Origin of the sequence: Novosphingobium colocasiae (assembly GCF_014652555.1) — a bacterium.
Taxonomy (GTDB): Bacteria; Pseudomonadota; Alphaproteobacteria; order Sphingomonadales; family Sphingomonadaceae; genus Novosphingobium; species Novosphingobium colocasiae.
Genome location: NZ_BMZA01000009.1, coordinates 115,238 through 131,806, shown reverse-complemented (window position 1 = coordinate 131,806; position 16,569 = coordinate 115,238). Strand labels below are relative to the sequence as shown.

Genomic DNA, 16,569 nt, shown 5'->3' with positions numbered 1-16,569 from the left:
GTCGCGGTCGCGATGGCAAGCATCCTGGCACCTTCGGTCGATCCGGTTGTCCTGTCTGCGGGACAGCTTCTGGAAATCCTGCGCCTTTACGACGCGCGCGGCCTTGATTTGCCGGCCGCGCACATTTCCGCTGCGCTTGATGCACTGTGTGTGCTACTCGACCTGGATCACGAGGGGTTCGAGAGCGCTGCGGGTTAATACCGAGTCTCAATATCTTTGACCGATGTCGCTCTCTCTCCCCTTTAGGGGAGAGATACGCAGGCTTGGCGGCTTGTCCGCCTAGCCGGAGTAGAGAGGGGGCGAAGTGGCGCCATCCCCCCTCTCCCAACCCTCTCCCCTGAAGGGGAGAGGGCTATGCGTTCGGATCAATGAGCCTTGGTATAAGACGCAGCCTCAGCCCTGCCGATCCAGCATGTCGAGGAAATCGCGCGCCGCGTCCTGATCCTCGCGGGATTTGAACGCCACATCCAGGTCCGGCGCGGCCCCCAGCATCGTCAGCAAAGCCCAGAGCGCGAAACGGCGGCCCCGGTCAGTCTCAAGGCCAAGGTCAACGCGCATGCGTTCGACGCCGGCTTCCATTGCGGCGGGGGCGATGTCCGCCTGGTCGGCGGTGCCGAAATAGCGGCGCAACTGATCGTCAAAATCCATCGCCGCGCCCTATCGCGTTCTTCAGAACATCGCCAGCGCGGCGCGGGCGACCAGGAACATCAGGCAGAAGCTGGACAGCGCGAACACGCCGAAGCGCAGGTTGATGGCGTTGACGGTGGACTGGATGATCGAATGGATCACCCGCAGGACGACATAGGCCCAGGCGACTTGCGCGTTGAGGCCATCGCCCTGCCCGATGATCGCCAGCGTGATGGCGACGGCGTAGAACACCGTGGGCGCTTCATGGAGGTGGTTGTAGTTGTGGGCCTTCCACTGGACCTGCGGGGGCAGCTTGTGGTCCAGTGTCACGGTCGGGTCGGTGACCAGTTCCTCAAGGTCCAGCTTGGCGGCCTGGATCGCCGGGATGCGCGTGCCGTAAAGCCAGAACCACATGATCATGGTCCACACGGTCAGCGCGACGACCGGTTGCAGGATCGACATTCCCGTCATTTTCTATGCTCCCCTTCCGCTGGCCCGAGTGTTCGGCCCGGCGCGGGGCGCTGTCAATCGCGATCAGCGTTCCAGGCGGATCAGGCGATAATAGCCCAGCGGCCCGCGCGTGGCGGTCAGCCGCAGGGCATGCCGGGCTGCGATACGGGTAGCGGCCTCGACCAGATCGGTGCGCGGGGTCACATGGAATCGCGCCAGCCAAGCTCGCAGCAGCGCCCGCAGCGGACGGGGCAGGCCCTGGAGATCGCCGAAATCCACCACGTGCAGCACCCCGCGCGGTGCCAGCGCGGCCGCTGCGCGGTGCATGGCGCCCTGCCAGTCGGGGATCATCGACAGGGCATAGGACAGGATTACCCGGTCGAACCCGGCGCGTTCGAACAGGCCGGCGGCGTCGAAGGACGTGGCATCGCCCAGCGCCAGCCGGCCGCTCGCCCCCAGCTTCGCCCGCGCGCTGGCGAGCATCTGGGCGGATATGTCGAGCCCGTGGAGGCGCGCGCCCGGCCAGACCTTGCCGATCCGCGCCAGGTTGCGGCCGGTGCCGCAGCCGATCTCCAGCACGTGTGCGCCTTGCGGGCAGGCGAGCCCGGCGATCAGCCGGTCGCGGCCGAACAGGTAATACTTACGGGTCGCATCATAGATGTGGCGCTGGCCGCGATAGATGCTGTCCATCAGCGCGCCGTGATCGGTGGGCAGGCTGGCCATGGCGTTCATCCCTTCCGGACATAAAGGTGGACCCCGCCGTAGATCGACGAACGATCATCGCGCGTGGCCTGCAGCGATTGCCCCTCGCGGTAGTCCCAACCGTCGAGGATCGCATCGGGGACACGGCCGGGCAGCAGCGACGGCGCGGCGGCGGTACGGAACAGCACGCGGGCACCCGGTTGCGCGATGCGCCCCAGTTCGCCCCACAGCTCGGCAAGCTGGGCATCGTCCATCCAGTCCTGCGCATCGAGCAGGATGAAGCGGTCGAACGTGCCCGGCGCGCTGTCCTTGAGGACGGCCGTGAAGTTGGCGTGGCGTACTTCCAGCCGGTGCAGCCGTTCGCGCACCGTGTCCCAGTTGCGCATCTGCAGCCACGGCGGCAGCGGGCAGTCCTGCGCCTTGCCATAGCCGCGCGAAAAGGCCTGCCAGGCGAAATAGTTGTCGTTGACCGGGAAATCGCAGGCCAGCTTTTCCAGCCGTTCGCGCAGGACATCGGCCATGCGCTGTTCGCCCGCCAGTGCATCGAACTGCGCCGGGGGGATGCCGAGGCCGAATAGCGAGGCGGGATGCCGGGTCAGCCAGCGGATCAGCGGGCGTTCGAATACGGGCGCGAACCGCTCGTCGAACACGCGGCGCTGCTCTTCCAGCGTCGCCGCGCCGAGGATTTCCGCAGGATCGACCTTGTAGAGCCGGGCGATGCCGTGCGCCGCGCCGATGAAGGTCCCTAGCAGACCCTGCCGGTAGATGCCCCGCTTGAACGCGCCGATCCGCCGCCGTCCGACCAGATCGCGGCCCTCCCAGTAGCGGCGGCTGGTTTCGTCGAGGTGCGGGGCGATCAGCCGGCGGTATGTCGTCGGGTTGGCCGGGTGATCCGCCTCGACGACGAACCGGCGCAGCGCCTGATGGCTGGGCAAGTGGCGCAGCGCCGCGTGCTTGAGCTTGTTGAGCGCGATGTGTGCGGTGTTGAGATCGACGCAAGTGATCGCGGCGGGATCGGCGGTGAGATAGGAGAGGGCATTGCAGCCACCACTGGCGATGGTCAGGATGCGGCTGTCCGGGCCGATCTCCAGCGCCGCCATGTCGGCCACCGGGTCTTCCCAGATCTGCGCATAGACCAGCCCCCGGAACGCGAACGCGAAGGCCTTGTCGAGCAGGCGCGCGCCATGACCGCCGGAGCGGCGCACCACGGCACTTTCGATCAGGCGGGAAGGGGCATGGGGCACTGGCAGCGGTTTCCTCGTGAACATCGAGGCCGCGATTGCCTCCGCCCGGTGACCGGGTGATGACGGGTCCGTGGCAGTTTGTGACAGACCTCCGGCCCGCCCGCCGCATCCAGCGGGGCGTTGCCGCGTTTCACATGCTGTTGAGTTGTCACACGGGGGCCCTATATGCGCAGACTTTACGTTCGGCCTCCCGAAGGAGACATGGTGTGAGCAAGGTTCTGGTGATCGGCGCGGGCGGCGTCGGGTCTGTCGCGGTCCACAAGATGGCGATGAACGCCGATATCTTCACGGACATCCACCTTGCCAGTCGCACGGTGTCGAAGTGCGAGGCGATCGCCGCCTCGGTCAAGGAGCGCACCGGGGTGACCGTTGCGACCTATGCGATCGACGCGGATGACGTGGCGGCGACCTCGGACCTGATCCGCGCGATCGGGCCGGAACTGGTGGTCAATCTGGCGCTGCCGTATCAGGACCTGGCGATCATGGACGCCTGCCTCGCCACCGGCACGCATTACATGGATACCGCGAACTACGAGCCCAAGGACGTGGCGAAGTTCGAATACCACTGGCAGTGGGCCTATCAGGAGCGCTTCAAGCAGGCCGGTCTGATGGCGCTGCTGGGTTCGGGCTTCGATCCGGGCGTTACCAGCGTGTTCGCGATGTGGCTCAAGAAGCACAAGCTCAAGACCATCCGCACGCTCGACATCCTCGATTGCAACGGCGGCGATCATGGCCAGGCGTTTGCCACCAACTTCAACCCGGAAATCAACATCCGCGAAGTGACCGCGCCTGCCCGCCACTGGGAGAACGGCGAGTTTGTCGAAACCCCGGCGATGGGCGTCAAGCAGACGTTCGACTTCGAGGGTGTCGGCCCCAAGAACATGTACATGATGTATCACGAGGAACTGGAAAGCCTCGCGAAGTTCATCCCCGAGATGGAGCGCGCGCGCTTCTGGATGACGTTCGGCGATGCCTATATCCAGCACCTGACCGTGCTGCAGAACGTGGGCATGACCCGGATCGATCCGGTGATCTACAACGGGGTGGAGATCGTTCCGCTCCAGTTCCTGAAAGCCGTGCTGCCCGAACCCGCGAGCCTGGGTCCGACGACCAAGGGCAAGACCAACATCGGCGACATCGCGACCGGCGAAGCGCCTGACGGGTCGGGCGAGAAGACGTTCTACATCAAGAACATCTGCGATCATGAGGATGCCTACGCCGAAACCGGCAACCAGGCGGTGTCCTACACCACCGGCGTCCCGGCGATGATCGGCGCGGCGATGATCGTCACCGGCGCGTGGAAAGGCACCGGGGTGTTCAACATGGAGCAGTTCGATCCCGATCCGTACATGGCCATGCTGAACGAGCACGGCCTGCCGTGGACGGTGGAGGAACTCGACGGGCCGCTGCCGTTCTGATGGAGCCTTCGGGACCATACCACACCTTCGTCATCCCCGCGAAAGCGGGGACCCGGCTGCGCGGGTGTGCTTGCCGGCACGGGTGGAGATGGGTTCCCGCTTTCACGGGAATGACGAGTGTGCGCTCCCGTAACGGCAGCCTCCGGTGAACTGGTCGCTGGTCGCCCCGGTCGTGATGCTGGCCGGCTCCAACCTGGTGATGAACGTGGCGTGGTACTGGCACCTCAAGGTGCCGGGCAAGGCGCTATGGGCGGCGGTGCTGCTGAGCTGGGGGCTCGCTTTCTTCGAATACTGGCTGGCCGTGCCCGCCAACCGCATCGGCGCGCGGGTCTATTCGCTCGATCAGCTCAAGGTGCTGCAGGAAGCGATGTCGCTCGCCGCCTTCGTGGTGGTGGCGTGGATGCTGTTCGGCCAGAAGCCGGGGTGGAACGAGGTCATCGGCTTCTGCCTTGTCGGGCTGGGCGCGTGGTTCATCTTCAAGGGGCCGCTGCGATGACCGGGCAGGTGCTGTTCCTGCACGGCGCTGCGGGTGATGCGCGAATCTGGACGCCGGTGATCGATCACCTGCCCGCCGGGCTGGATGCGCGGGCGCTGACGCTCACCTACTTCGGCACGGCGCCCTGGCCGGACGATGGTTCGGGCTTCGGCACCGAGCGGCATCGTGACGATATCGTCGCCTATATCGAGGCGGCGATGCTGCCGCCGGTGAATGTGGTCGCGTGGTCCTATTCCTGCCATCCGGCGCTGCTGGTGGCGCTGACGCGGCCCGACCTGTTCGCCGGGGTGTTCCTCTACGAACCGGCGCTGTCCACTTACATCGACGACCCGGCAGACCGCGATGCGTTCATCGCCGATCTCAAGAAGGCGTTCGGGCCGGTGGGCAGGGCGATCGAGGAGAGGGGGCCGCTGGCTGGCGTGCGGCTGATGATGGCGCAGCCCGGCGATCTCGATGCGATCGACCGGCTGCCGCCTGACCGGCGCGCGATCTATGAAGAGAACGCGGCGATGATGCCGCTGATGCTGCTGGGCAAGGGGCAGCCGCCCGCGCCGATCACCGCTGCCCTGCTGGGCGGCTTGCAGGTGCCGGTGACTGTCGGCATGGGTGCGCGCACCCGCCCGGTCTTCGCCATCCCTTCGCGCACGGTGGCGCGGGCTTGCGGACAGGGGCGGCTTATCGAAGTGCCCGATGCCGAACACATGCTGCCCGAAACCGATCCGGCTGCCTTCGCCGCGCTGGTGCGCGACTGGCTTGCCGCAGGAGAATAACAGATGGAAACCAGAGCCGGCGATCCGGGCGCGTTCGCCCAGTTCGATCTGTCACGGGTCGATAGCCCGGCGTTCGTGGTGGATGCCGCGCGGCTGCGCGCGAACCTGCGGGTATTGGCCGACATCGGCGAACGATCGGGGGCCAAAGTCCTAGCCGCGCTCAAGGCATTCTCGATGTGGTCCACCGCGCCGATCGTGGGCGAATATCTCGATGGCGTCTGCACATCGGGCTTGTGGGAAGCGCGGCTGGCGAGCGAGTTCTACGACGGCGAGATCGCCACCTACTGTGCCGCCTACAAGGCCGAGGACCTGGCCGAGATCCTGCGTCTTTCGGACCATGTGATCTTCAACTCGCCCGCGCAGATCGAGCGGTTCTGGCCGCAGATCGAGGAAGCGCGTGCGCGGGGCGAGGCGTTCGACATCGGCCTGCGGATCAATCCGCTGCATCCTGAGGGCGAAGTGCCCAAGTACGACCCTTCTGCACCGCATTCGCGGCTCGGGTTCCCGATCGACCAGCTTACCGAGGAGCACGTCGAACTCGTCGACGGGTTCCACTTCCACAACCTGTGCGAGCAGGACTTCGAGCCGTTGCAACGGACCTGGGACAAGGTGTTCGATTATTTCGAACCCTTCTTCGGGCAGTTCAACTGGATCAACATCGGCGGCGGCCACCATGTCACCCGCGCCGATTACCAGGTGGACGAACTCGTCCAGTTCCTGATCGACATGGCCGAGGATACCGGGGCCCAGGTCTATATCGAGCCGGGCGAGGCTGTGGCGCTGGACGCCGGTATCCTCGTCGGCACCGTGCTTGATGTCGGCTGGAACGGGATGCCGGTGGCGGTCGTGGACATCTCGGCGACGTGCCACATGCCCGATGTTATCGAAGCGCCCTACCGCCCCGCCATGCTGGGCGAACTGCCGCACGATGTGGAAGTTGACGAAGGGGAAGGGGGCGCGGTGCGGCTTGGCGGACCTTCCTGCCTCGCCGGTGACGTGATCGGCGACTACTGCTTTCCCGTTCCGGTCGAGCCGGGCCTGCGCTTCGCGTTTTGCGATCAGGCGCATTACTCGATGGTCAAGACGACGACTTTCAACGGCGTGCCGCTGCCGTCGATCTGGCTGTGGGACAGCGAGACGGATGCGCTCGAATGCGTCCGGCGCTTCGATTACGAGGATTTCCGCGGCCGGCTGAGCTGATCGCGGCTCGGCCCGGCGCGCCGATGTGCCGCTTTGCCCCGGCCTGATCGAGTCGAACGGAACCGCCGCACGGGGCCAGCGCTTTGGGAAGCACAAAGCGTCGCTTGGTTCCTGCCGGGCGATGCTGATCCGGATTTACCGGATTTCAGTATAAAACATTGAATAATATATATATTATGGATGCCGCGAGTGACGGCCCCAGTTGACCATTCCCGGTTTGTGACGTTTTTGTGAACCCGGGGGATTTTCACTTGCGATTCATGTGCCCCGCCCTATATCCGCCCTCTCGCTGCCCCATGGGGACTTCCAAACCGCAAGGCAGCTTCGTCTATGTGTAGTCTGGCCGAAAGGCCTATTGGGGGTCCCTTGAGTTGCACCAGTATCCTGACGCACCGTCTGTAGCGCGCACCTTCGCGCCCGACGAACCGGTTATCCTCAACCGCCCGCACGCAGCAGGCCGGGCCGCCCGTTTCTTCGCCACGAAGTTTCCGGGCCGCTCGCTCTATGCGGTCAAGGCCAACCCCTCGGCGGACCTGATCAAGGTCCTGTGGGACAACGGGATCACGCATTACGACGTCGCTTCGATCGCCGAAGTGCGGCTGGTGCGCAGCATCCTCCCCGATGCGACGCTGTGCTTCATGCACCCGGTCAAGACCGCCAGCGCCATCCGCGAAGCCTATTTCCAGCACGGCGTGCGCACCTTCAGCCTCGACACGTTCGAGGAAGTGGAAAAGATCGTCGAAGCGACCCGTGACGGCCACGGCGATCGCGCCAAGGACCTGCGCCTGTGCGTGCGGCTGCGCGTCAGCTCGGAATATTCCGAACTGAGCCTGGCCAGCAAGTTCGGCATCGATCTGGCCGATGCCGGCCCGCTGCTCCAGGCGACCCGCCAGGTGGCGGACTGGCTGGGCGTGTGCTTCCACGTCGGTTCGCAGGCGATGACCCCGTTCGCCTATGTCCAGGCGCTGGAGCGGACCCGCGCCGCCATCGCCGATGCGGGTGTCGTGATCGACATGATCGACGTGGGCGGGGGTTTCCCTTCTGCCTATCCGGGCATGGAGCCGCCGCCGCTCGAAGACTATTTCGCCATCATCCATCGCCACTTCGAAGCGCTGCCGATCGCTTACAACGCCGAACTGTGGTGCGAACCCGGCCGGGCGCTGTCGGCCGAATACAGCTCGATGATCGTCAAGGTGGAAAAGCGCCGGGGAGATGAGCTGTTCATCAACGAGGGCGCCTATGGCGCGCTCTACGATGCCGCGCACATCGGCTGGCGCTTCCCGGTGGACTGCATCGCCCGCGACGGCGAGCGTTCGGGCGAGCTGCAGGGCTTCTCGTTCTACGGCCCCACCTGCGACGATGCCGATTTCATGGAAGGCCCCTTCATGCTGCCCGCCGACATCAAGGCGGGGGACTGGATCGAAGTGGGCATGCTGGGCGCTTACGGCGCGGCAATGCGCACGGCGTTCAACGGCTTTGGCCAGGGCGATGTGCTGACCGTCGGGGATGAGCCGATGGCCAGCCTCTACACCGGCGAGCGCGTGGACAAGCGCGTTTCGGACAACGTCGTCTCGCTGCGATAGGAACCATGCGACCCGGCTGTATTGCCACTTCGGGGTGATATGGCCGGGGCGTTGGCTTTCATGCGCTCGGCGGTAGATGATGGGCAGCTTCAGCAGGAGCGTGCCCGTTTCGTTGAGCTGTGCCTGTCCGCTGCATCAAGTCGCGACTACCCCCGCCCTTCCGTTCGTGTCGAGCGAAGTCGAGACACGGCCACGCTGCTCGGGGTGTCTCGACTTCGCTCGACACGAAACGGGTTCTCATAACATCAGCGACATGCGGCGCGGCTGTTGGAGCAGCCCGCACTGGCCGCAGCGTCAAGGCCCCCGCAAGGGGAAAGTTTCGATTTCGATGGGTGAAAATGGTCGGGGAGAGAGGATTCGAACCTCCGGCCCCTGCCTCCCGAAGACAGTGCTCTACCAGGCTGAGCTACTCCCCGACCGGATCGGGCCGCAAGCGGCCGTCAAGGCAGGAGCGGGCCTATAGATGGCGATTCCGGTGCTGGCAAGGGGCGGGCCGGGCTTTTTATGCCGCCGCCGAAAATGGCGTGCCGCTGCTGCGTCCATCGGTTGCCGGCGCGGCCGTCGAGAGCCGGAAATGCGGGACTGTGCGGGCCATTCCTTCGCCCCGATCCGGTAACAATTCGTGGACCGGCGTTGCACGGTGGAGGAGCGCACTCGAACGCTTTCCCTTCACCTGCAACCGGCCTAGCTTACCGCCATGACCAGCGCCTCCACTCATGCCCTGCCGCAGTCCATCGCCGCCGAGCGGGCCGACCCCGCGCATTGGGAGTGGCAGTATCTCGATCTGATGCGCCGGATCTGGGAGGAGGGGGACGAGCGGGTCGATCGCACCGGGATCGGCACCCGCGCCCTGTTCGGGGCGACGATCCGCTTCGATCTGGCCGGCGGGGCGATGCCGCTGCTCACCACCAAGCGGGTCTACTGGAAGACGGCGACCCGCGAATTGCTGTGGTTCCTGACCGGCAACACCAACATCCGCCCGCTCTGCGCGCAAGGGGTGGAAATCTGGACCGACTGGCCGCTCGACCGCTACCGCCGCGAGACCGGCGATCCGATCGAGCGCAAGGCATTTTCCGCCCGCATCGTCGAGGATGCCGATTTCGCCGCGCGCTGGGGCGATCTGGGGCCGGTCTACGGCAAGCAATGGGTGGACTGGCCGACGTTCGAGCCGGTTGCGGATGGGCTCTACCGGCAAGGCCCCGGCATCAACCAGGTGGCGCAAGTGGTCGCCAGCCTGAAAGCCAACCCCGGCAGCCGCCGCCACATCATCGAAGGGTGGAACGTGGCCGAGCTGGACGCCATGGCGCTGCCGCCGTGCCACAAGTCGTATCAGTTCCACGTTTCCGGCAACCGGCTGTCGTGCATCCTCTACCAGCGCAGTTGCGACCTGGGGCTGGGTTTCGCGTTCAACATGTGGTCGCTGGCGTTGCTGACGCGCATGATGGCGCAGCAATGCAACCTCGAACCGGGTGAAGCGATTTGGATGGGTGGCGATGTCCATCTCTACCTCAACCATGCGGCGCTGGTGGAAGAACAGCTTGCGCGCCGACCTGAGGGCATGGCCCACCTGGAACTCGCGCGCCGGCCGGAGACGATCTTCGATTACCGGATCGAGGATTTCGTGGTGAGCGGCTACGCTCCGCAAGCGCATATCGCGGCACCCGTGGCGGTCTGACGCAGATGGGAGAGGATTGACATTGCGAGTGAGAGAAATATTATAACGCATTAACGGAATATACGATAAGCCTGAATTTCCGATTCCTGTCGGTCAGGCTCTTTTCGGGAGAGCGACAGCATGGCCGTGAATCCGCTGGGTGAACCGCAGGCCGGAGCCGAACGCGCCGCCGCGCCGGGCAACCTTGCGCCGCTCAGCCTCCATGTCCCCGAGCCACGCTTCCGCCCCGGCGATACGCCAGACTACAGCTATCTCGACATTCCCGCAGCCGGCACCGCTCCGCGCCCTGACGAGGCTTGTCCGGCCTCCGACACCTGGGGTCTCACCACCGGGCTGATCCGGGTGCTGGACGACGAGGCGCGGGCGGTGGGGCCATGGGACCCGGGGCTTTCGGCCGATCACTTGCGCCGCGCGTTGCGGATGATGGCGCTGACCCGTGCGTTCGACGACCGGATGTATCGCGGACAGCGGCAGGGCAAGACCAGCTTCTACATGAAGTCTACCGGCGAAGAGGCGGTGTCGATCGGCTGCGCCTTTGCTCTGGCGCACGATGACATGATCTTTCCCAGTTATCGCCAGCAAGGCATGCTGATTTCGCGCGGCTATCCGCTGGTGGACATGGTCAACCAGATCTATTCCAATCGGGCCGACCGGCTGAAGGGTCGTCAGTTGCCGATCATGTATTCGGCGCGCGATTTCGGCTTTTTCACCATTTCGGGCAACCTCGCGACGCAGATCCCGCAGGCGGTGGGGTGGGCAATGGCCAGCGCGATCAAGGGCGATACCCGCATCGCCACCGGTTTCGTCGGCGAAGGATCGAGCGCCGAGGGCGATTTCCACGCCGGCATGACCTTCGCGGCGGTGTACAACGCGCCGGTCGTCCTTAACGTCGTCAACAACCAGTGGGCGATATCGAGCTTTTCGGGATTTGCCGGCGGCGAGCGGGCGACTTTCGCTCAGCGCGCGCAAGGGCACGGCATCGCCGGGCTGCGGGTGGACGGCAACGATCTGCTGGCGGTCTATGCGGCGATGCGCTGGGCCGCCAACCGGGCCCGGTCCGGCCACGGCCCGACGCTGATCGAACATTTCTCGTATCGCACCGAAGGGCATTCCACCTCTGACGATCCGGCGGCCTACCGCTCGGCGCGCGAGGCGGCGGAGTGGCCCCTGGGCGATCCGATCACGCGGCTGAAGCGCCACCTTATCGCGTTGGGCGAATGGTCGGTCGAGCAACAGGAAACGATGGACCGCGAAGTGGCCGAAGAAGTGCGCGATGCAACCCGCGCGGCCGAAAAGAACGGCATCCTCGGCCATGGCCTGCACCACCCGTTCCACACCATGTTCGAGGACGTCTACGAGACGCTGCCCTGGCATCTGGAGGAACAGGCCGATCAGGCGATCCGCGAGCGCCGGATAAAATGGCCCGATTGGAAGGAGGAAGGCTGACATGATCGAGGAAGAAGCGGTCAGTCTGCCCGACGCCGCGACCCGGCCGATGACGATGATCGAGGCGATCAACGACGCCCTGCATCTGATGATGGCCCGCGATCCCGATGTGGTCATCATGGGCGAGGATGTCGGCTATTTCGGTGGCGTATTCCGGGCGACGGCGGGCTTGCAGGGCAAGTTCGGCAAGAACCGGGTGTTCGATACGCCGATCAACGAATGCGGCATCATCGGCGCGGCGGTGGGCATGGCCGCCTATGGCTTGCGGCCGGTGCCGGAAATCCAGTTCGCCGATTATATCTATCCCGGCTACGACCAGCTCGTCTCCGAAGCGGCGCGGCTGCGCTATCGTTCGGGCGGGGAGTTTACCGCGCCGATCACCGTGCGATCACCGTTCGGTGGCGGCATCTTTGGCGGTCAGACGCACAGCCAGAGCCCCGAAGCGCTGTTCACGCACGTGGCCGGGCTGAAGACGGTAATCCCGTCCACTCCGCACGATGCCAAGGGCCTGCTGATCGCGGCGATCGAGGATAACGATCCGGTGATCTTCTTCGAACCCAAGCGCATCTACAATGGCCCGTTCGATGGCTATTACGATCGCCCGGCGCGCAGTTGGAAGGGCCATGCCGGCGGCCAGGTGCCCGAGGGCTATTATTCCATCCCGCTCGGCAAGGCGCGCACGGTGCGCGAAGGCAGCGCGCTGACCGTGCTGTCCTACGGCACGATGATCCACGTCGCCGAGGCGGTCTGCGCCGAGAAGGGGGTGGATGCCGATATCATCGATCTGCGCACGCTGGTGCCGATCGACGCGGAGGCTGTGGAGAAGTCTGTCGAAAAGACCGGCAAATGCCTGGTGATACACGAGGCGACACGCACTTCCGGGTTCGGGGCCGAGCTGGTGGCGCTGGTGCAGGAGCGCTGCTTCTACCATCTCGAAGCGCCGGTAGAGCGGGTGACCGGGTTCGACACGCCTTATCCGCACAGCCTCGAATGGGCGTATTTTCCGGGCCCCGTGCGCATCGGCGAAGCGATTGACCGGCTGATGAAGGACTGAGACGCCCCATGGGACGCTATACATTCCGCCTGCCCGACATCGGCGAAGGCATTGCCGAGGCCGAGATCGTTGCCTGGCACGTCCAGCCCGGCGACCGGGTCGAGGAAGACGGCCGGCTGGCCGACATGATGACCGACAAGGCGACTGTCGAGATGGAGAGCCCGGTTTCGGGCACCGTTCTCGAAGTGGCGGGCGCGGTGGGCGACACCGTCGCGATCGGCGCGCCGCTGGTGGTGATCGAGACTGACGGTGAAGAGGCAGCCGATGAGCCCTCTCTCCTTCAGGGGAGAGGGTTGGGAGAGGGGGATGCTCCTGCTCCTGCATCTGCTAAGCCCGACCCTGCCGAACAACCCCTCTCCCCGACCCTCTCCCCTGAAGGGGAGAGGGAGCAGGTTGCGCCCGCCATCATCGCGGCTGCACCGGCACCCGCCCGGCCGGGCCACGCGAAAGTGCTCGCCAGCCCGGCGGTGCGGCAGCGCGCCCGCGATCTTGGCATCGATCTTGGCGAAGTGCGCCCGGCCGAGGATGGCCGCGTGCGCCACAGCGATCTGGACGCCTTCATCGCCTACAATGCTGCGGGCGGCTTTCAGCCGGCCGGGCGCAAGGGGCGCGATGAAGAGGTGCGGGTCATCGGCCTCAGGCGGCGCATTGCCGAGAACATGGCCGCTTCAAAGCGCAACATTCCGCATTTCGCGTATGTCGAGGAATTCGACGTGACCGCGCTGGAAGAAGCGCGCGCGCAGTTGAACGCGGCGCGGGGTGACCGGCCCAAGCTGACCCTGCTGCCGCTGCTGATCGCGGCGATCTGCCGCACGGTGCCCAACTATCCGATGCTCAATGCCCGCTATGACGACGAGGCCGGGATCGTGACGCGCCATGGCGCGGTCCACATGGGTATCGCCACGCAGACGCCTTCGGGCCTGATGGTCCCGGTGATCCGCGATGCGCAGGATCGCAACCTGTGGCAACTGGCGCAGGAGATTGCCAGGCTGGCACAGGCTGCGCGCGATGGATCGGCGAAACCGGCGGAGCTTTCCGGGTCGACGATGACGGTCACTTCGCTGGGCCCGCTGGCCGGAATCGCGACCACACCGGTCATCAATCGCCCCGAAGTGTGCATCATCGGCCCCAATCGCATCGTCGAGCGGCCCGCCTATGTCATAGGCGCGGACGGGACCGAGCGGATCGAGAAGCGCAAGCTGATGAACGTCTCGATGAGCTGCGATCACCGCGTGGTCGACGGCTGGGACGCGGCCAACTTCGCGCAGGAGCTGAAGGCGCTGCTGGAAGCGCCGGCGGTGCTGCTGGCGGGGTAAATCACGGAAGTTCCGCCGCAATTATCGTCATGCTGAACTCGTTTCAGCATCCATCGCGCAGCAAAGCGCACTGGTCGGGCGCGCGCTGGGCTCGCGGGCTATTTTCCTTCGGTGCCGTAGACGCTCGGCACCGAAAGCCGCGCAAACCGATGGATGGGCCCTGAAACAAGTTCAGGGCGACGAGCGGTTATCTGCGATGTTGTGTTACCGCACGATCCCCGAATAGGCGATCTGGCCGCGTCCTTGCGCCGCCATCGTTGCCGGAATGCGCCAGCGCACGTGGGTCACGTCTTCGGGCGTCGCCATGCGATTGCCCACCCGCATCGTTTCGAGGCGGCCCCAGTTTCGGCCGCCGTCGACAGAGACCTCCTGATTGTCCTGCGCGCTTTCCTGATAGGCAAGGCGCTGCGGCAGGGGGTTGGTGATGACGAAGCCACCCTGGCCGCCCATCCGATACCAGGTGACGACGGTGACGATGCGGTCGCCGCGTGCCAGCGTGCGGGCCGGTTCGAGCCGCCGCCCGGCTCCGGCCGAGACCCGTTCGACATAGACGGCGCTGTCCGTCGCCACGGCCGGCTGGCTGGTCGCCTGTGCGCCGGTGGCGATCAGCGCCGCAGGCACGAACACGAGCGCACCGGCATTGCGATACCATTTCATCGAAACCAGACCCCCTCTGAGATGGGTGGACCATGCAGGCGAACACACAAAAATATGGTTAATCCGCCTTCCACCACGTTCGTCGCCACAGCGGGACGGGGGCATTCCGAAAAAATGCACGGCGGTTGTTGGGACAGTGTTGACAGCCCCCCGGTGCTGGCATAGAGGCGCGGCTCCCAAGCGGACGCAACCGCCAGAACGCGGGTGTAGCTCAGTTGGTTAGAGTGCCGGCCTGTCACGCCGGAGGTCGCGGGTTCGAGCCCCGTCACTCGCGCCACTTGGGAAAAGGCAGATCGTCGCGGTGACGAAAGCCAAGCAAAAAGGCCGGGTTCGCCCGGCCTTTTTCTTTTTCGGTCAAAGTAGTTAGCAGTGAATGCTCGATCTGTGCTGAAGCTGCCGGTTCATCCCCAGCGGCCGGTTTCCATCCAGATCAGGAACCGCTTGAGCGGAAGCAGCCAGACCACGCCCAGCACGATATAGACGGGCGTCTGCAGCAGCGCCGGCCAGCGCTGGATCAGCGGCGCGATCCAGGTTGCCACGGCCATGCCATACAGGCCCAGCGCAACGCAAAGCGCCAGCACACCGAACGGGATTCGCCAGGTCGGGGCTTCGCGCATCAGGATTGTCCTTCGTAGATCCGGGTGGGGGTGACGATCATGTCGAGCATGCGGTCGTGCCCCTCCCAAGGGAGTGTGTCGGCGAGCTGGCAATCCCAGGCGAGGCCGATGGTGCGGGTTTGCGGGTGGCGGGCCAGCCAGCGGTCGTAATGCCCTGCGCCCTGGCCGAGGCGATGGCCATCGGCGGTGAAGGCTACCAGCGGCACGATGACGGTGCCGGGGACCTGCTCCTCGGCTTCGGCCGATGGCTGCGGGAACTTCCACGGCCCCGGTGCCAGCTCGTCCTCATCGAACGGATTGCTCCAGCGGCGAAAGTGCATGGCATCATCGCGGGCGGCGAACCAGGGCAGGGCGATGGTGTGGCCCTGTTCGATCAGCCAGCGCGCCCAGCCCAGCGTCGGTGCCTCCGCGCCGACCGGGTGGTACAGCCCGATCGGGGCATCGTCGGTGAACAGCGCGGCGACGGGTGCCGGCGGGCGATTGAGGACGAGCGCGCGCAAGGCTTGCGGCAACGCTTCCACCTGATCACGCCGCGCCTTGCGGTAATGGGCGCGCAGCCGCGCCTTTTCGGACACGGCATCGATCGGAGGGGTATTTGCGGGGGGTGACGGGTCCACCATGGGTCGGTTTCCTAGAAATCCTCTGACGCCTCAACGTCAGGTGGGGACCATATGCGTCGCACCAGGGTGCGGGCAGGGACAGCCCCCTTGGATTGCTTATAGCCTCAGGGATGTTCGAACGGCTCGTGCCGGGCAGATCCCGTCGCCCTTCATCTAGGCGTTGTGGCGGGCGCTCTCAAGGGCGGTTTCGAGCAAGGCGGCGATATTCTCGACCCGGCCGGCCAGCGTGTCGATCCGGCGGGCCATCTCATCGGCCTTCTGCGCCGCGCCGTCGCGCCTGGCGGTGAGCTCGTGAATCTCGTCCGCCAGCAGCATCGCGGCGAACAGCAGCATGCGCGGTTCGGACTGGCCGACAGCACCGGCAGCCACCGCCTTTTCGTCGATCAGGCGGCCCAGGTTGCGGATATGCGCTTCCTCGCCATCGGCGCAGGCAAGCGTGTAGCTGCGCCCGCCGATCGTGATCGCCACGTTGCTCACCAGATTGCCGATCGGGAAGGATATGCAGCATTACCAGTCATTTGCCGGTCTTTTCGAGGAGGGAATCGAGTTCGTGCAGGCTGCGTGCCACCGAGGCTTTGAGCCGGGCGTGGCGGTGCGCCAGTTCACCGGCTTCCCGTGCGGCGCTTTCTGCCCGGTCCAGCGCCAGTTCGATCCGCGCAAGCGCCTGTGCGATCGGTTCCTCGGTCATCCATTC

The 16,569-nt window shown here is 65.4% G+C and carries 19 protein-coding genes and 2 tRNA genes; 11 read left to right on the top strand and 10 right to left on the bottom strand.

Going from position 1 to position 16,569, the window contains the following annotated elements; genetic code table 11:
• Positions 1-12: 12 nt before the first annotated feature.
• Positions 13-198, top strand: a complete 186-nt coding sequence (locus tag IE122_RS12625; protein ID WP_189621531.1) for a hypothetical protein — start codon at positions 13-15, stop codon at positions 196-198.
• 195 nt (positions 199-393) lie between these two features.
• Here the strand turns inward: IE122_RS12625 and IE122_RS12620 are convergent, their stop codons facing one another.
• The 4 genes from IE122_RS12620 to IE122_RS12605 form a co-directional block, all read right to left on the bottom strand.
• A complete protein-coding gene (locus IE122_RS12620) occupies positions 394-648 on the bottom strand; it encodes a hypothetical protein (RefSeq protein ID WP_189621530.1) in 255 nt (84 codons plus the stop codon).
• 21 nt (positions 649-669) lie between these two features.
• A complete protein-coding gene (locus IE122_RS12615) occupies positions 670-1,098 on the bottom strand; it encodes an MAPEG family protein (RefSeq protein WP_189621529.1) in 429 nt (142 codons plus the stop codon).
• Between the two features lie 63 nt (positions 1,099-1,161).
• Positions 1,162-1,800, bottom strand: coding sequence for a class I SAM-dependent methyltransferase (locus tag IE122_RS12610; RefSeq protein ID WP_373299136.1), 639 nt, complete (start codon positions 1,798-1,800; stop codon positions 1,162-1,164).
• 5 nt (positions 1,801-1,805) lie between these two features.
• Positions 1,806-3,047: a BtaA family protein gene (locus IE122_RS12605; RefSeq protein ID WP_189621527.1), complete on the bottom strand. Its 1,242-nt coding sequence runs from the start codon at positions 3,045-3,047 to the stop codon at positions 1,806-1,808.
• 182 nt (positions 3,048-3,229) lie between these two features.
• Between IE122_RS12605 and IE122_RS12600 the strand changes: the two genes are divergently transcribed.
• The 5 genes from IE122_RS12600 to IE122_RS12580 all read left to right on the top strand — a co-directional run bounded on the left by IE122_RS12600 (position 3,230) and on the right by IE122_RS12580 (position 8,490).
• Positions 3,230-4,441, top strand: coding sequence for a saccharopine dehydrogenase family protein (locus tag IE122_RS12600; protein WP_189621526.1), 1,212 nt, complete (start codon positions 3,230-3,232; stop codon positions 4,439-4,441).
• A gap of 145 nt (positions 4,442-4,586) precedes the next feature.
• On the top strand, positions 4,587-4,937 hold the full coding sequence (locus IE122_RS12595) for a DMT family protein (RefSeq protein ID WP_189621525.1): 351 nt from the start codon (positions 4,587-4,589) through the stop codon (positions 4,935-4,937).
• Positions 4,934-5,707, top strand: a complete 774-nt coding sequence (locus IE122_RS12590; protein ID WP_189621524.1) for an alpha/beta fold hydrolase — start codon at positions 4,934-4,936, stop codon at positions 5,705-5,707. The genes IE122_RS12595 and IE122_RS12590 overlap by 4 nt, the downstream gene beginning before the upstream one ends.
• Positions 5,708-5,710: 3 nt before the next feature.
• Positions 5,711-6,907, top strand: a complete 1,197-nt coding sequence (locus IE122_RS12585) for a carboxynorspermidine decarboxylase (protein WP_189621523.1) — start codon at positions 5,711-5,713, stop codon at positions 6,905-6,907.
• Positions 6,908-7,278: 371 nt separating this feature from the next.
• Positions 7,279-8,490 (top strand): type III PLP-dependent enzyme, encoded by a 1,212-nt coding sequence (locus IE122_RS12580; RefSeq protein ID WP_189621522.1) that lies wholly within the window; start codon positions 7,279-7,281, stop codon positions 8,488-8,490.
• Between the two features lie 339 nt (positions 8,491-8,829).
• Here IE122_RS12580 and IE122_RS12575 read toward each other — a convergent pair.
• Positions 8,830-8,906 (bottom strand) — tRNA-Pro (locus IE122_RS12575).
• A gap of 281 nt (positions 8,907-9,187) precedes the next feature.
• On the opposite strand from IE122_RS12575, the gene thyA reads away from it, so the two are divergent.
• The 4 genes from thyA to IE122_RS12555 all read left to right on the top strand — a co-directional run bounded on the left by thyA (position 9,188) and on the right by IE122_RS12555 (position 13,981).
• On the top strand, positions 9,188-10,165 hold the full coding sequence (gene thyA / locus IE122_RS12570) for a thymidylate synthase (RefSeq protein WP_189621521.1): 978 nt from the start codon (positions 9,188-9,190) through the stop codon (positions 10,163-10,165).
• A 120-nt stretch (positions 10,166-10,285) separates the two neighbouring features.
• Complete coding sequence (locus IE122_RS12565) at positions 10,286-11,611, top strand: 3-methyl-2-oxobutanoate dehydrogenase (2-methylpropanoyl-transferring) subunit alpha (RefSeq protein ID WP_189621520.1); 1,326 nt, start codon at positions 10,286-10,288, stop codon at positions 11,609-11,611.
• 1 nt (position 11,612) lies between these two features.
• On the top strand, positions 11,613-12,665 hold the full coding sequence (locus IE122_RS12560) for an alpha-ketoacid dehydrogenase subunit beta (protein ID WP_189621519.1): 1,053 nt from the start codon (positions 11,613-11,615) through the stop codon (positions 12,663-12,665).
• Positions 12,666-12,673: 8 nt separating this feature from the next.
• The gene (locus IE122_RS12555) at positions 12,674-13,981 is read left to right on the top strand and encodes a dihydrolipoamide acetyltransferase family protein (protein WP_189621518.1); all 1,308 of its coding nucleotides are present in this window, start codon (positions 12,674-12,676) and stop codon (positions 13,979-13,981) included.
• A 204-nt stretch (positions 13,982-14,185) separates the two neighbouring features.
• Here IE122_RS12555 and IE122_RS12550 read toward each other — a convergent pair whose 3' ends face one another.
• Positions 14,186-14,638 (bottom strand): hypothetical protein, encoded by a 453-nt coding sequence (locus tag IE122_RS12550; RefSeq protein ID WP_229814096.1) that lies wholly within the window; start codon positions 14,636-14,638, stop codon positions 14,186-14,188.
• A gap of 200 nt (positions 14,639-14,838) precedes the next feature.
• Between IE122_RS12550 and IE122_RS12545 the strand changes: the two genes are divergently transcribed.
• Positions 14,839-14,915: transfer RNA gene (locus IE122_RS12545), tRNA-Asp, on the top strand.
• Between the two features lie 124 nt (positions 14,916-15,039).
• On the opposite strand, the gene IE122_RS12540 is transcribed toward IE122_RS12545, so the two are convergent.
• The 4 genes from IE122_RS12540 to IE122_RS12525 all read right to left on the bottom strand — a co-directional run bounded on the left by IE122_RS12540 (position 15,040) and on the right by IE122_RS12525 (position 16,563).
• Positions 15,040-15,255, bottom strand: a complete 216-nt coding sequence (locus IE122_RS12540) for a DUF2842 domain-containing protein (protein ID WP_189621517.1) — start codon at positions 15,253-15,255, stop codon at positions 15,040-15,042.
• Complete coding sequence (locus tag IE122_RS12535; protein ID WP_189621516.1) at positions 15,255-15,875, bottom strand: 5-formyltetrahydrofolate cyclo-ligase; 621 nt, start codon at positions 15,873-15,875, stop codon at positions 15,255-15,257. Before IE122_RS12535 ends, IE122_RS12540 begins: the two co-directional genes overlap by 1 nt.
• 153 nt (positions 15,876-16,028) lie before the next feature.
• Positions 16,029-16,352, bottom strand: coding sequence for a cell division protein ZapA (locus IE122_RS12530; protein ID WP_189621515.1), 324 nt, complete (start codon positions 16,350-16,352; stop codon positions 16,029-16,031).
• Positions 16,353-16,389: 37 nt separating this feature from the next.
• Positions 16,390-16,563: a hypothetical protein gene (locus tag IE122_RS12525; protein ID WP_189621514.1), complete on the bottom strand. Its 174-nt coding sequence runs from the start codon at positions 16,561-16,563 to the stop codon at positions 16,390-16,392.
• Between the last annotated feature and the right edge of the window lie 6 nt (positions 16,564-16,569).

What these genes read in the sequence shown, in the direction of transcription:
- IE122_RS12620 (WP_189621530.1), bottom strand. Translation starts at nt 648, where the DNA reads ATGGATTTTGACGATCAGTTGCGCCGCTATTTCGGCACCGCCGACCAG.
- IE122_RS12555 (WP_189621518.1), top strand. Translation starts at nt 12,674, where the DNA reads ATGGGACGCTATACATTCCGCCTGCCCGACATCGGCGAAGGCATTGCC.
- IE122_RS12625 (WP_189621531.1), top strand. Translation starts at nt 13, where the DNA reads ATGGCAAGCATCCTGGCACCTTCGGTCGATCCGGTTGTCCTGTCTGCG.
- IE122_RS12525 (WP_189621514.1), bottom strand. Translation starts at nt 16,563, where the DNA reads ATGACCGAGGAACCGATCGCACAGGCGCTTGCGCGGATCGAACTGGCG.
- IE122_RS12590 (WP_189621524.1), top strand. Translation starts at nt 4,934, where the DNA reads ATGACCGGGCAGGTGCTGTTCCTGCACGGCGCTGCGGGTGATGCGCGA.
- IE122_RS12605 (WP_189621527.1), bottom strand. Translation starts at nt 3,047, where the DNA reads ATGTTCACGAGGAAACCGCTGCCAGTGCCCCATGCCCCTTCCCGCCTG.
- IE122_RS12585 (WP_189621523.1), top strand. Translation starts at nt 5,711, where the DNA reads ATGGAAACCAGAGCCGGCGATCCGGGCGCGTTCGCCCAGTTCGATCTG.
- thyA (WP_189621521.1), top strand. Translation starts at nt 9,188, where the DNA reads ATGACCAGCGCCTCCACTCATGCCCTGCCGCAGTCCATCGCCGCCGAG.
- IE122_RS12560 (WP_189621519.1), top strand. Translation starts at nt 11,613, where the DNA reads ATGATCGAGGAAGAAGCGGTCAGTCTGCCCGACGCCGCGACCCGGCCG.
- IE122_RS12535 (WP_189621516.1), bottom strand. Translation starts at nt 15,875, where the DNA reads ATGGTGGACCCGTCACCCCCCGCAAATACCCCTCCGATCGATGCCGTG.
- IE122_RS12550 (WP_229814096.1), bottom strand. Translation starts at nt 14,638, where the DNA reads ATGAAATGGTATCGCAATGCCGGTGCGCTCGTGTTCGTGCCTGCGGCG.
- IE122_RS12615 (WP_189621529.1), bottom strand. Translation starts at nt 1,098, where the DNA reads ATGACGGGAATGTCGATCCTGCAACCGGTCGTCGCGCTGACCGTGTGG.
- IE122_RS12540 (WP_189621517.1), bottom strand. Translation starts at nt 15,255, where the DNA reads ATGCGCGAAGCCCCGACCTGGCGAATCCCGTTCGGTGTGCTGGCGCTT.
- IE122_RS12565 (WP_189621520.1), top strand. Translation starts at nt 10,286, where the DNA reads ATGGCCGTGAATCCGCTGGGTGAACCGCAGGCCGGAGCCGAACGCGCC.
- IE122_RS12610 (WP_373299136.1), bottom strand. Translation starts at nt 1,800, where the DNA reads ATGGCCAGCCTGCCCACCGATCACGGCGCGCTGATGGACAGCATCTAT.